Here is a 13,361-nt window from a genome sequence, read left to right on the forward strand (position 1 = left end):
TAAAATGTCACACCTCACCACTCAGGAGCAAACCCCCATGACCCGAGTCCCGTACGACCCCTCCCGGCCCTGGCGCGGCATCATGGTCGCCACCGCGCTGCCGCTGCGCGCGGACCTCTCGGTCGACCACGACGCCTACGGCGAGCACGTCCGCCGGCTGATCGACGCGGGGTGCCACGGCGTCGTCCCGAACGGCTCGCTCGGCGAGTACCAGACCCTCACCCCGGAGGAGCGGGCCCGCGTGGTGTGCACCGCCGTCGAGGCCGCCGGCGACGGCGCCCGGGTGATGCCCGGCGTCGCCGCGTACGGCTCCGCCGAGTCCCGCCGCTGGGCCGAGCAGGCCGCCGAGGCGGGCGCCGGATCGGTGCTGCTGCTGCCGCCCAACGCCTACCGCGCCGACGAGGCGGCCGTCCGCGCCCACTACGCCGAGGTCGCCAAGGCCGGCCTGCCGGTCGTGGCCTACAACAACCCGATCGACACCAAGGTCGACCTGGTGCCCGAGCTGCTCGCCCGGCTGCACGCGGACGGCTCGATCGTCGCGGTGAAGGAGTTCAGCGGCGACGTCCGCCGCGCCTACCAGATCGCCGAGCTCGCCCCCGGGCTCGACCTGCTGATCGGCGCCGACGACGTGCTGCTGGAGCTCGCCCTGGCCGGCGCGGTCGGCTGGATCGCCGGCTACCCCAACGCGCTGCCGGCGGCCTCCGTCGCGCTGTACGAGGCCGCCGTCGCCGGTGACCTCGCCACCGCGCTGCCGCTCTACCGGACCCTGCACCCGCTGCTGCGCTGGGACTCCAAGACCGAGTTCGTGCAGGCCATCAAGCTGTCCATGGACATCGCCGGGCTGCCCGGCGGCCCCTGCCGGCCGCCCCGCGGACCGCTCGCCCCGGAGATCGAGGCGGCCGTCCGCGCCGCCACCGAGAAGGCCCTCGCAGAGGGCCTCTCCTAGGGACGCAGGATTGACCGCTCAGGGGCGCGGGGGTACCTCCCGGCGCCCCCGCGCCCCTGAACCGACCTCCCGAGCGCACTCGATCCCACCGACCGACAGACCCGACGAGGGGGAGCGGCCATGCGTAGCCGCCACGTGTTCCACGCCGTCGACTCGCACACCGAGGGCATGCCCACCCGCGTGATCACCGGCGGGTTCGGCACCCTGCCCGGTGCCACCATGGCCGAACGGCGGGTGCACTTCCAGCAGCACCTGGACCACTTCCGCACCCTGCTGATGTACGAGCCCCGCGGGCACGCCGCGATGAGCGGCGCGATCCTGCAGCCGCCGACCCGGCCGGACGCCGACTTCGGCGTGCTCTACATCGAGGTGTCCGGCCTGCTGCCGATGTGCGGACACGGCACCATCGGCGTCGCCACCGTCCTCGTCGAGACCGGCATGGTCGAGGTGCAGGAGCCGGTCACCACCGTCCGGCTGGACACCCCCGCCGGGCTGGTCGTCGCCGAGGTACGGGTCGAGGACGGCGCGGCGAAGGCCGTCACCATCCGCAACGTGCCGTCCTTCGCGGCCGGGCTCGACCTCAAGGCCGAGGTCCCCGGCTTCGGCACCGTCTCCTACGACCTCGCCTACGGTGGCAACTACTACGCGATCCTGCCGCTGGAACGGCTCGGCCTGCCCTTCGACCGGGCCCGCAAGCAGGAGATCCTCGACGCCGGACTGGCGGTGATGGCGGCGATCAACGAGAGCGACCGGCCCGTCCACCCCGAGGACGAGTCCATCAACGGCTGCCACCACGTGCAGCTGCTCGCCCCCGGCTCCACCGGTCGGCACTCCCGGCACGCCATGGCGATCCACCCCGGCTGGTTCGACCGCTCCCCGTGCGGCACCGGCACCTCGGCCCGGATGGCCCAGCTCAACGCCCGCGGCGAACTGCCGATCGGCCAGGACTTCGTCAACGAGTCCTTCATCGGCACCACGTTCACCGGACGCATCGTGGAACGCACCACCGTCGCCGGCCGCCCCGCGATCGTGCCGACCGTCACCGGCCGCGCCTGGCTCACCGGCACCGCCCAGTACTTCCTCGACCCCGACGACCCCTTCCCGGCCGGCTTCCTGCTCTGAGAGCGGCGAGCGAGACCCGGCGACCGAGACCGGCGACCGAGAGCGGCGACCGAGACCGGTGAGCACCCGTCCTCCCGCGCACCCACCCGAAGGACCCGACGTGACCGTCACCTCGTACAACCCCGCCGACCCGACCGACCTGGTGCTCGGCGTCGACGCCGCCGGCGCGGCCGGCACCCGGGCCGCCGTCGAGCGGGCCCGCGCCGCCCAGCCCGGCTGGTACGCCGCCGGGGCCGCCGCCCGCGCCGCCGCACTCGGCCGCGCCGCCGACGCCGTCGAGGCCGCCGCCGAGGAACTCGCCGCGCTCGCCGTCCGCGAGGTCGGCAAGCCGCTCGCCGAGGCCCGCGGCGAGGCCGCCCGCGCGGTCGCCATCCTCCGCTACTACGCCCAGGCGCCTTACGCGCCGGTCGGCGCCGTCCACGACACGGCCGCCGGGCCCGGCCTGCTGCTCACCCGCCGCCGCCCGCACGGCGTCGCCGGACTCGTCACCCCGTGGAACTTCCCGCTGGCGATCCCGGTCTGGAAGGCCGCCCCGGCGCTGGCCACCGGCAACACCGCCGTCCTCAAGCCCGCCCCCGAGGCCACCGCCTGCGCGCTGCGCCTCGCCGAACTCCTCGCCCTGCCCGAGGGCGTGCTCACCGTGGTGCCCGGCGGTGCCGAGGAGGGCGCCGCCCTGATCGACGCCGCCGACGTGGTCTCCTTCACCGGCTCCACCGCCGTCGGACAGCGGGTCGTCGCCGCCACCGCCGCCCGCGGCATCCCCGCGCAGGCCGAACTCGGCGGCCTCAACGCCGCGATCGTGCTGCCCGACGCCGACATCGAGCAGGCCGCCGACCACCTGGCCGTCGCCGTCGCCGGGTACGCCGGCCAGAAGTGCACCGCCACCGGCCAGGTGATCGCCGTCGGCGCCGCGTACGAACCGCTCCGCGAGGCCCTCGCCAAGCGGCTCGCCGCCGCCGACCGCGGCCCGGTCATCGGCGAGGCCGCCCTCGACCGCCTCACCGGCGCCGTCGGCTCCGCCCGCGACGCGGGGGCGACCGTCCTCACCGGCGGCGGCCGCACCCCCGGCCCCGGCTGGGGCTTCGAACCCGCGCTGCTCGCCGACGTGCCCGCCGACCACCCGCTGCGCACCGAGGAGTACTTCGGCCCGATCGCCGTCCTGCTGCCCGCCGCCGACCTCGACGAGGCGATCGCGCTCGCCAACGCCGGACGGCACACCCTCGCCGCCTCCGTGCACACCCGCGACCTCGACACCGCGCTCGCCGCCGCCGACCGGCTCGACGCCGGGATGATCCGGGTCAACGCCCCCACCACCGGCGTCGACTTCCACCTGCCGTTCGGCGGCACCGGCTCGGCCGGCTACGGCGGACGCGAACAGGGCAGCGCGGCCCTCGAGTTCTACACCGCGAGCCGCACCGTCACGCTCCTCCCCGGCGCATGAGCACCGCACCCGGGCCCGCCGTGGTCGAGGCCGTCGACTACCACACCGAGGGCGAGCCGTTCCGGATCGTCACCGCCGGACTGCCGCCCGTCCCGGGCGAGACCGTCGCCGAACGCCGCGCCGTCGCCATCGGCGCCGGCGGCACCGCCACCGCACCCCGCCCCGGCCCGCTGGACGACGTGCGGCGCCTGCTCACCCGCGAACCCCGCGGCCACGCCGGGATGTACGGCGGCTTCGTGGTGCCGCCCGACGACGACGGCGCCCACCTCGGCGTGCTCTTCTGGCACAAGGACGGGTACTCCACCGCCTGCGGCCACGGCACCATCGCCCTCGCCGCGTGGGCCGTCGACACCGGCCGGGTCCCCGCGCCCGCCGACGGCACCGCCGAGGTGCGGATCGACGTCCCCTCCGGCCGGGTCGCCGCCACCGTGCACCGCAGCGGCGGGCGCACCACCGGCATCGCCTTCCGCAACGTGCCCGCCTTCGTCACCGCCCGCGGCCTGGACGTCAGCACCCGGTACGGGCCCTGCACGGTCGACGTCGCCCACGCCGGCGCCTGCTACGCCTTCGTCCGCGCCGCCGACCTCGGGCTGAGCGTCACCCCCGCCCGGCTGCCCGGCCTCACCGCCGCCGGACAGGCCGTCCGCGCCGCCCTCGACGGCCACCCCGCCACCCGGCACCCCGCCGACGACCGGCTCTCCGGCGTCTACGGCACCGTCCTGTACGAGACGCTGCCCGACACCGGCGACGGCCCCGCCCAGCGCAACGTCACCGTCTTCGCCGACGGCCAGATCGACCGCTCGCCGTGCGGCTCCGCCACCTCCGCCCGGCTCGCCCTGCTCGCCGCCGACGGCCTGCTGCCGCCCGGCAAGGCGCTGCGCCACGAGTCGCTGATCGGCACCGCCTTCAGGGGACGGGTGCTCGGCGAGCGGGACGGCGGCCTGCTCACCGAGGTCACCGGCACCGCCCACCGCACCGGCGAGCACCGCTTCCTGCTCGACCCCGACGACGACCTCGGAGCGGGCTTCCTGCTGTGATCCCCCACCTGCCGCTCACCCTCGACCCGGCCGCGGCCGTCCGCGCCCTCGCCGACGCGCTCGCGGCCGGCCTCGACCCCGAGACCGCGCCGCCGCGCACCGCCGTCCCGGTGCCGGCCGGCGAACTGCTGCTCATGCCCGCCGCGGCCGGCCGCTACGCCGGCGTGAAGATCGCCGGGGTGGCACCCGCCAACCCCGACCGCGGTCTGCCCCGGATCACCGGAGGCTACCTGCTGCTCGACGGGCCCACCCTGCAACCGCTCGCCCTGCTGGACGGCGCCGCCCTCACCGCACTGCGCACCCCCGCGGTCACCGCCCTCGCCCTCGACCGGCTCGCCGCCCCGGGCGCCCGGCACCTGGTGCTGTTCGGCACCGGACCGCAGGCGTACGCGCACCTCGACGCGCTCCTCGCCGTCCGGCCGTTGGAACGGGTCACCGTCGTCGGCCGCCGCCCCGGCCCCGCCGAGGAGCTCGCCGCGCACGCCCGGGCCCGCGGCACCGCCGCGGCGGTCGGCGGACCGGAGGCCGTGGCCGGGGCCGACCTGGTCGTCTGCTGCACCACCGCCCGCACCCCGCTCTTCGACGGGCGGCTGGTGGCGCCGCACGCCGCCGTCGCCGCGGTCGGCTCGCACGAACCGGACGCCCGGGAGGTCGACACCGCGCTCGTCCGCAGGTCGGCGCTGTACGCCGAGGCCCGGTCGGCGGCACTGCGGGAGGCCGGGGACCTGGTGGCGGCCTTCGCCGAGGACGGCCCGGCACCGCTTGCTAATCTTTCAGAACTGGTGACGGGCGCGGCAGTTGTCCCCCATGATCGGCCACGGCTGTTCAAGAGCGTCGGCATGGCCTGGGAGGACCTCGCGGTCGCCGCCGCCCAGTACGAGAACACCACAGGGCTCGGCGCAACGTGACATTGTACGATGGGGTCCAGTACACCTCCGGAGGCACACCATGGCGGACCTCAAGCCCCGCGCCCTCATCTCCGTCCAGGAGAGACTGCGCGACCAGGTCGCCCACGCCCTGCGCGCGGCCCTGATCTCCGGCGAGCTGCGCCCCGGCGTCGTCTACTCGGCGCCCGCCCTCGCCGCCGACTTCGGCGTCTCCGCCACCCCCGTGCGCGAGGCCATGCTCGACCTCGCCCGCGAGGGCCTGGTCGAAGCCGTCCGCAACAAGGGATTCCGGGTCACCGAGCTCAGCGAACGCGACCTCGACGAGTTCACCGAGATCCGCGCCCTGATCGAGGTCCCCACCGTCGGACGGGTCGCCCGCACCGCCACCCGCGACCAGCTCGAAGCCCTCCGCCCCGAGGCCGAGGCCATCGTCGCCGCCGCCCGCGAGCACGACCTCATCGCCTACCTGGAGGCCGACCGCCGCTTCCACCTCGGCCTGCTCGGCCTCGCCGGCAACGCCCGGCTCGTCGAGACCGTCGGCGACCTCCGCAAGCGGTCCCGGCTGTACGGCCTCACCCGGCTCGACCAGCGCGGCGAACTCGTCTCCAGCGCCGAGGAGCACCTCGAACTGCTCGACCTGATGATCGCCGGCGACGCCGAGGCCGCCGAGGAGTGCATGTCCCGCCACCTCGGCCACGTCCGCTCGCTCTGGGCGGCCGGACTCGAAGCCCCAGCCGAGGAGGAGCCGCTGCGGCTCCGCGCCCGCTGAGGGATCCCGTCGGGGTCACCAGCCGGGACGACGGTCCTGCGCTATCGCCGCGGACAGGTCCTCCGGCGAGCCCAGCGGGCACGGCCGGCCGTTCAGGAGGGCCGCGGCTATCGTCACCTGGTCCGACCACTCGATGACCAGCCGGTCCCGTCCGCGGACGTAGCAGTTACGGCCCCAGACCGTCCTGCGGCCCGCGATCTCCGGGAAATCGGCGGGGCCGGCCGACAGTGCGCGCGACCAGCCCGCCCGCTCGATCTCCTGATCCCAGAAACCAGGGCCAGCGATCATGGCTACCTCCTTGCAAGTGCACGACACCTTCACATCCCGGGCCGATTCGGGGCAAGTCAGGTGCGGGGCTTTCGGGAGGTGGGACGGGGCGGGCCGGTCCGTCAGGTGCGCCGTACCCGGGGTTGCGCAGTTCCCCGCGCCCCTGTCGGGGCGTCCAGGTACGACCGCCAGCTTCCGGTGCGGGTGATGTCCTCGGCTCCGGTGAGGGCGGTCGGTTCGCAGAGGAAGCCGGGGGTGCGGGTGCCGTCGGCGAGGAGGACGGGGCCGAGGGCCATGGGGTGGGGGAGGGCGGCCAGCAGGGTGCCGAGGCCGGCGGCCGGGAGCTCCCAGAGTTCGCCGGCGACGGCGGCGCCGTCCGCCTCGACCCGGACGAGGCCGGGCTTGGGCGGGACGGTGTCCAGGGCGTACAGGCGGTAGACCGGGGCCGTCGCCACCTCGCCGCAGAACCGGCCGCCCAGGGCGGTGAGCTGGCCGTTGAGGGGCTGGCCGGTGAGGTGGGCGCCGAACACCGCCAGCCGGACGGGGGGTTCGGTGAGCAGCCGGGCCAGGGCGCAGAGCCGCGCCTCGGTGTCGGCCCGGCCGACCAGCATCACGCCGAAGGGCAGCCCCCGGACGGTGCCCGCCGGTACCGCGACCGCGCACAGGCCCAGCAGGTTGGCCGAGTTGGTGAACCGCCCCAGCCGGGCGTTGCCGCCGACCGGGTCGGCGGCGACCTCCGCGAAGGTCGGGTGCCAGGTGGTGGTGGGCAGCAGCACGGCGTCCGCGTCGCCGAGTTCGGCCAGCGCGAGGGCCCGCAGCCGGTCCAGTTCGGCGAGGTCGGCGTAGAGCCGGTGGGCGGGGAGGTCGCGGGCGGCGCCGATGATGCCGGCCACCACCGGGTCGAGGCCGTCGCCGCCCTTCTCCGCCAGGGCGTCCACGAACCCGCCCACCGCCGTGTACCGTTCGGCCACGAATGCGCCCTCGTACAGCATCGCCGCCACCCGGTCGAAGGGGGTGAGGTCGAGGTCGCGCAGGTCGGCCCCGGCCGCGGCGAACCGGTCGGCCGCCGCGGTGAAGGCCTCCGCCCAGCCGTCGGCGAGGGTGCCCAGCCGGGCGGCGGCCGGGACGGCGATCCGCCAGGGGCCGGGGCGGCGGGCGGGCGGCGCGGGCGGTACGGGGTCGGCGAGCAGCCGCAGCACGGCCTCCGCCTCGTCGACCGTCCGGGCGAACACCGAGACGCAGTCCACGCTCGCGCAGGCCGGCACCACGCCCTCGGTGGGCACCCGGCCCGGGGCGGGCTTGAGGCCGACGATGCCGTTGAGGGCGGCCGGCACCCGCCCCGAGCCCGCGGTGTCGGTGCCGAGCGCCAGGTCCGCGATGCCGAGGGCGACGGCGACGGCCGAGCCGGAGCTCGACCCGCCGGCGATCCGCTCCGGGGCGAGGGCGTTGCGCACCGCGCCGTACGGGCTGCGCGTGCCGACCAGGCCGGTGGCGAACTGGTCGAGGTTGGTGGTGCCGAGGACGACCGTGCCGGCCGCACGCAGCCGGGCCACCGCCGGGGCGTCCCGCTCGGGCAGGTGGGCGTAGCCGGGACAGCCGGCGGTGGTGGGCAGCCCGGCGACGTCGATGTTGCCCTTGACCGCGCAGACCGTGCCGGCCAGCGGCAGGTGCTCGCCGGCGGCGACCCGGGCGTCGACCAGGGCGGCCTCCGCCTCGGCCTCGGCCTGCGGACGGAGGTCGATCCAGACCTCGGGCCGGTCGGCGGCGGCGATCCGCGCGTACGCCCGGCGGACCCGCTCCACGGCCGCGACGACGGCGCTCACGCGACCGCCCCCAGCACCACGAGCGGGCTGCCGGCCTCGACCTGGTCGCCGGAGCCGACCAGCAGCTCCGCGACCACGCCGTCCCGGTCCGCGGTGACCGCCGACTCCATCTTCATCGCCTCCAGTGCCATCAACTGCTGCCCCTTGCGCACCCGTTCGCCCGGTGCCACGTCGACCTTCCACACGCAGGCGGTGAACTCGGCCTCCACCACGCTGCCGCCCGGCGGTGCGATGACGGTGCGCGCCGCCACGGGCGCGGTGCCGGCCGCCCGTTCGGCCCGGTCGAACTCGCCCGCCTCCTCCCAAGCCTGCCGCTCGGCCGCGAAGGCCGCCGCCTGGCCGGCCCGGAACTCCGCGATCGGCCCGGCGTTCTCGTCGAGGAAGCGCAGGTGGTCCGCCAGCGCGAACTCGCCCTCCTCGATCTTCGGCTCGAACCGGCCGGCCGCCATGTCGGCCCGCATCTCCAGCAGTTCCTCCGCGGAGACCGGGTACCAGCGGATCCGGTCGAAGAACCGCAGCAGCCACGGCGCGCCCGGCTCGAACGGGCCGCGCTGCTGCCAGCCCGACCACATCTGCACCGTCCGCCCGACGAACTGGTAGCCGCCCGGCCCCTCCATGCCGTACACGCAGAGGTAGGCGCCGCCGATGCCGACCGAGTTCTCGGCCGTCCAGGTGCGGGCCGGGTTGTACTTGGTGGTGACCAGCCGGTGCCGCGGGTCGAGCGGGGTCGCCACCGGGGCGCCCAGGTAGACGTCGCCGAGGCCGAGCACCAGGTACTCGGCGTCGAAGACCGTGCGGTACACCTCGTCCACGGACGCCAGGCCGTTGATCCGCCGGACGAACTCGATGTTCCACGGGCACCAGGGCGCGTCGTCGCGGACGCCCGCCATGTACCGCTCGATCGCCTCCCGGGTCGCAGGGTCGTCCCAGGACAGCGGCAGGTGGACGGTGCGGCTCGGCACCACCAGCCGGTCGGTGGCGGGCAGCTCCCGCTCGATCTCCCGGACCAGCGCCAGCAGTTCGGGCAGCGGCAGGACGTCCGGGTCGACGTGCACCTGCAGCGAGCGGATGCCCGGGGTCAGGTCGACGACGCCCTCCGGCCGCCGCGCCGCGAGCCGCTCGGCCAGCGCGTGGACGCGCATCCGCAGCGCCAGGTCCAGCTGCATGGGCCCGTACTCGACGAGCAGGTTGTCGTCGCCGCTGCGCCGGTAGGTGACGCTCGGCCGGTCGGGGCCGGCGGGGGTGCGGTGCAGGATCCCGCCGTCCACGACCGCCGGGCGACAGGCGCGCGGTGCGGCGGCCGGGGTGCGGCGCAGCGCGGCGGCGCCCCGGGCGGTGACGGGCACGAAGCGGACGGTGTCGCCGGGGCGGAGCTGGCCGAGCTTCCAGCGCTGGCCGGAGACGACGGTCGCCGGGCAGACGAAGCCGCCGAGGGAGGGGCCGTCCGGGCCGAGCAGCACCGGCATGTCACCGGTGTAGTCGACGGCGCCGACCGCGTACGGGGTGTCGTGGATGTTCGAGGGGTGCAGGCCGGCCTCGCCGCCGTCCGGGCGGGCCCAGGCGGGCTTGGGGCCGACCAGGCGGACGCCGGTGCGGGCGCTGTTGAAGTGCACCGACCAGTCGGCGGCGTAGAAGTCGGCGATGTCCTGCTCGGTGAAGAACTCCGGTGCGGCGTGCGGGCCTTCGACCGCGGGCAGCTCCCAGGCGGAGGTGAACTCCGGGCGGTCGGCGACCGGGCCCGCGCCCTCACCGAGGGCGGCGGTGCCGCCGTGCAGCACGTCACCGGTGCGCAGCGCCCGGCCGCCGTGGCCGCCGAAGCCGCCGAGGGTGAAGGTGGCGGCGCTGCCGAGGAAGCCCGGGGCCTCCAGGCCGCCGGCGACCAGCAGGTAGCTGCGCAGACCCGGGCCCGGCGGGGCGGGGACGTCGAGCAGGCCGCCGGCCGGGACGAGCACCGGCTCCCACTGCGGCACCGGCAGGCCGTCCACGGTGACGGAGGTGGGTGCGCCGGTGACGCAGACCCAGGTGGGTGCGGTGAAGCGCAGCGCCGGGCCGAGCAGGGTGCACTCCAGGCCGGGGGCGCCCTCGGGGTTGCCGAGGGCCCGGTTGCCGAGCCGGAAGGAGAGGTCGTCCATCGGACCGCACGGGGGCACCCCGACGTGCCAGTAGCCCGTCCGGCCCGGCCAGTCCTGGACGGTGGTCTGGGTGCCCGCCCGGACGACCTCGATCCGCGGGGTCGGGTCGGCGACGTGCGCCAGGGTGCCGGTGTGGTGGACGGCCGAGGCGACGGCCGGCACGGCGGGGACGGCGCGCAGCAGACCCAGGTTGGTCTCGATGCCGTGGATCCGGGTGCCGTCCAGCGCGTCGGTGAGCCGGGCCAGCGCGTCCGCCCGGTCGGCGCCGTGCACGATCACCTTGGCGAGCATCGGGTCGTAGGCGGTGGTGACCTCCGTCCCGGTCTCCACCCAGGTGTCGACGCGGACGCCGGGCGGGAAGGCGACCTCGGTGAGCAGACCGGCACTGGGCCGGTGGTCGCGGCTCGGGTCCTCGGCGTAGACCCGGGCCTCGACGGCGTGGCCGTCCGGGGCGCCGACCTCGCGGACCACCGAGCGGTCGCCCTGGGCGAGCCGGAGCATCCACTCGACCAGGTCGACCCCGTACACCGCCTCGGTGACCGGGTGCTCCACCTGGAGCCGGGTGTTGACCTCCAGGAAGTACGCCTCCTCGCGGGCGGCGTCGTAGACGTACTCGACGGTGCCGGCCGAGCGGTAGCCCACGGAGGCGCACAACTGGCGGGCGGAGTCGGCGAGCTGCCGGCGGACGCGGTCGGGCAGGCCCGGCGCGGGCGTCTCCTCCAGCACCTTCTGGTTGCGGCGCTGCAGCGAGCAGTCCCGGTCGCCGAGGGTGACCACCCGGCCGGCGCCGTCGCCGAAGACCTGCACCTCGACGTGGCGGGCGTGCTCGACCAGGCGCTCCAGGAAGACGCGCCCTCCTTGCCCGCCGCCGGGCAGGAGGGGCCCAGCGGCGGCGAAGCTGGCGGAGGCGACCCGCTGCACCCGCTCCCAGGCGTCGGCGAGCTGGGCGGCGTCCCGGCAGGCCTGCATGCCGATGCCGCCGCCACCGCCGGTGGCCTTGAGCATCACCGGGTAGCCGACGCCCTCGGCGGCGGCGAGTGCGGCGGGCAGGTCCGGCAGCAGCCCGGTGCCGGGCAGCAGCGGCACCCCGGCGGCCTCGGCGGCCGCCCGGGCGGTGTGCTTGGCGCCGAAGACCTCCAGCTGGCCGGGGGTCGGGCCGACGAAGGCGAGCCCTGCGGCCTCCACCCGCCGGGCGAAGGCGGCGTCCTCGGAGAGGAACCCGTAGCCGGGGTGGACCGCACCGGCGCCGCTGTCGTGGGCGGCCTGCAGCACCAGGTCGGTGCGCAGGTAGCTGTCCTTGGCGGCGGCCGGGCCGAGCCGCACCGCGTGGTCGGCGAGCCGGACGTGCGGCGCGGAGCGGTCCGGGTCGGAGTACACGGCGACGGTGGCGATGCCGATCCGGCGCGCGGTGCGGACGATCCGGGCGGCGATCTCGCCGCGGTTGGCGATCAGCAGGGTGTCGTAGGCCATGGTTCCCGCTCAGTCCTCGGTGATCGTCATGCGGACGGGCGTCGGGTCGAAGCCGTTGCACGGGTTGTTGATCTGCGGGCAGTTGGAGACCAGCACCAGGACGTCCGTCTCGGCCCGCAGCACGACCCGCAGGCCCGGGGCGGAGAGGCCGTCGACGATGCCGAGGGTGCCGTCCGCCTCGACCGGCACGTTCATGTACCAGTTGATGTTGGAGACCAGGTCGCGCTTGCCGAGGCCGTGCCGGGCGCCCTCGGCGAGGAAGTTCTCCACGCAGGCGTGCTGCGACCAGGTGTGGTGGCCGTATCGCAGGGTGTTGGACTCCTTGGAGCAGGCCCCGGCGATGGTGTCGTGCCGGCCGCAGTCGTCCTCGACCACCGTCATCAGCGGGGTGTGCTCGGTGGAGAGCAGCACGGTGCCCTTGTCGACGAAGACCGAGCCCTGCGCCTGCAGGGTGTCGGCGGCGCTGTAGCGGACGGACGGGTCGTGGGCGTCGTAGACCAGGCAGTCCACGGCCTGGTTGCCGTGCAGGTCGGTGACGGTGAGCAGTTGTCCGCGGCGGACGACGGCTGACCAGGCGCCGCGGGCGGGCACCTCGGTGTCGAGCAGGACGGTCATCGGGCCCCCAGGGCGGCGGTGTTGAGGTGGGCGCGGTGGCGTTCGGGCGTGGCGTCCCAGTGCGGGTCGCCGGGGCCGGTCACCCCGCCGGGCACGGCGGTGACCTGCAGCGGCGAGCAGTGCCAGGCCGGACGCGGGTCCAGCGGGTGGGCGGTGTTGGCGAGCAGCAGGGTGGTGTGCTGCTCCAGGCGCAGGACGACCCGGGCGCCGGGGCCGGCCGAGCCGGTCGGGTGCAGGGTGCCGTCCGCGGCGACGGTCACGCCCCGGAAGAAGGAGACCGGGGCGGGCAGGTCGCGCCGGGTCAGGCCGTGCTTGGCGGCGGCCAGGGTGAGCAGCTCGCGGCCCGCGGGGGAGGGGCCGTGCGCGGCGCCGTCGCCGTAGCGGGCGGTGTTGCGGGCGGCGGTGGAGGTGCCGGCCAGCGCGTCGTGCCGGCCGGAGGTGTCCTCGACCAGGGTGGCGAGCACCCGGCCCTGGTCGGAGAGCAGCTGGCTGCCCTCGGTGAGGTAGGCGTTCCACTGCACCTTGACGGTGTCGGCCGCGTTCAGCCGCTCCCACGGCCGCCCGGTGACGTACAGCAGGAGGTGGGCGCAGGCGTCGCCGTCCCGGTCGGTGAGGGTGACCACCGTGCCGGCCGGGAGGACGAGGTGGGTGTAGCCGCCGGCGGCGACGGTCTCGGACCACAGGGTGCCCGGCGGGGGCGGCAGCAGCGGCATGCAGTCGACGACCGTGCCCGCCTGGGACCTGGCGTGGGCGCGGGCGGCCGTGGTGGTGGCGGTGCCGGCCTCGGCCTCGTGGATTTCTGTCATGCGACAGAAATTAGGGAGGCCCGGCTTCACCGCCATTGCCCGTGCG

Annotated in this window: 11 protein-coding genes; 6 read left to right on the forward strand and 5 right to left on the reverse strand. The window is 76.0% G+C overall.

The window, feature by feature from the left end; genetic code table 11:
• Window positions 1–37: 37 nt before the first annotated feature.
• The 6 genes from AB0442_RS27715 (at window position 38) to AB0442_RS27740 (ending at window position 6,202) form a co-directional block, all read left to right on the forward strand.
• Complete coding sequence (locus tag AB0442_RS27715; protein WP_366166168.1) at window positions 38–946, forward strand: dihydrodipicolinate synthase family protein; 909 nt, start codon at window positions 38–40, stop codon at window positions 944–946.
• 120 nt (window positions 947–1,066) lie between these two features.
• Entirely contained in the window at window positions 1,067–2,068 is a 1,002-nt protein-coding gene (locus AB0442_RS27720; RefSeq protein WP_366166170.1) for a proline racemase family protein, read from the forward strand.
• A gap of 100 nt (window positions 2,069–2,168) precedes the next feature.
• Complete coding sequence (locus AB0442_RS27725) at window positions 2,169–3,509, forward strand: aldehyde dehydrogenase family protein (RefSeq protein WP_366166172.1); 1,341 nt, start codon at window positions 2,169–2,171, stop codon at window positions 3,507–3,509.
• The gene (locus AB0442_RS27730; protein ID WP_366166174.1) at window positions 3,506–4,546 is read left to right on the forward strand and encodes a proline racemase family protein; all 1,041 of its coding nucleotides are present in this window, start codon (window positions 3,506–3,508) and stop codon (window positions 4,544–4,546) included. Before AB0442_RS27725 ends, AB0442_RS27730 begins: the two co-directional genes overlap by 4 nt.
• The gene (locus AB0442_RS27735; protein ID WP_366166176.1) at window positions 4,543–5,454 is read left to right on the forward strand and encodes an ornithine cyclodeaminase family protein; all 912 of its coding nucleotides are present in this window, start codon (window positions 4,543–4,545) and stop codon (window positions 5,452–5,454) included. The genes AB0442_RS27730 and AB0442_RS27735 overlap by 4 nt, the downstream gene beginning before the upstream one ends.
• 40 nt (window positions 5,455–5,494) lie before the next feature.
• Window positions 5,495–6,202, forward strand: a complete 708-nt coding sequence (locus AB0442_RS27740; protein ID WP_363543549.1) for a GntR family transcriptional regulator — start codon at window positions 5,495–5,497, stop codon at window positions 6,200–6,202.
• Between the two features lie 15 nt (window positions 6,203–6,217).
• On the opposite strand, the gene AB0442_RS27745 is transcribed toward AB0442_RS27740, so the two are convergent.
• The 5 genes from AB0442_RS27745 to AB0442_RS27765 all read right to left on the reverse strand — a co-directional run bounded on the left by AB0442_RS27745 (window position 6,218) and on the right by AB0442_RS27765 (window position 13,315).
• On the reverse strand, window positions 6,218–6,490 hold the full coding sequence (locus AB0442_RS27745) for a hypothetical protein (protein ID WP_363543551.1): 273 nt from the start codon (window positions 6,488–6,490) through the stop codon (window positions 6,218–6,220).
• Window positions 6,491–6,591: 101 nt separating this feature from the next.
• Window positions 6,592–8,292 carry an allophanate hydrolase gene (locus tag AB0442_RS27750; RefSeq protein WP_366166178.1) on the reverse strand — a complete coding sequence of 567 codons (1,701 nt, stop codon included), beginning with the start codon at window positions 8,290–8,292 and terminating at the stop codon, window positions 6,592–6,594.
• A complete protein-coding gene (uca, locus tag AB0442_RS27755) occupies window positions 8,289–11,894 on the reverse strand; it encodes an urea carboxylase (protein WP_366166180.1) in 3,606 nt (1,201 codons plus the stop codon). Before uca ends, AB0442_RS27750 begins: the two co-directional genes overlap by 4 nt.
• A gap of 9 nt (window positions 11,895–11,903) precedes the next feature.
• Window positions 11,904–12,509 (reverse strand): urea amidolyase associated protein UAAP2, encoded by a 606-nt coding sequence (locus tag AB0442_RS27760; protein ID WP_366166181.1) that lies wholly within the window; start codon window positions 12,507–12,509, stop codon window positions 11,904–11,906.
• Complete coding sequence (locus AB0442_RS27765) at window positions 12,506–13,315, reverse strand: urea amidolyase associated protein UAAP1 (RefSeq protein WP_366166182.1); 810 nt, start codon at window positions 13,313–13,315, stop codon at window positions 12,506–12,508. The genes AB0442_RS27760 and AB0442_RS27765 overlap by 4 nt, the downstream gene beginning before the upstream one ends.
• Between the last annotated feature and the right edge of the window lie 46 nt (window positions 13,316–13,361).

This window comes from Kitasatospora sp. NPDC085895, from assembly GCF_040702125.1.
GTDB lineage: Bacteria > Actinomycetota > Actinomycetes > Streptomycetales > Streptomycetaceae > Kitasatospora > Kitasatospora arboriphila.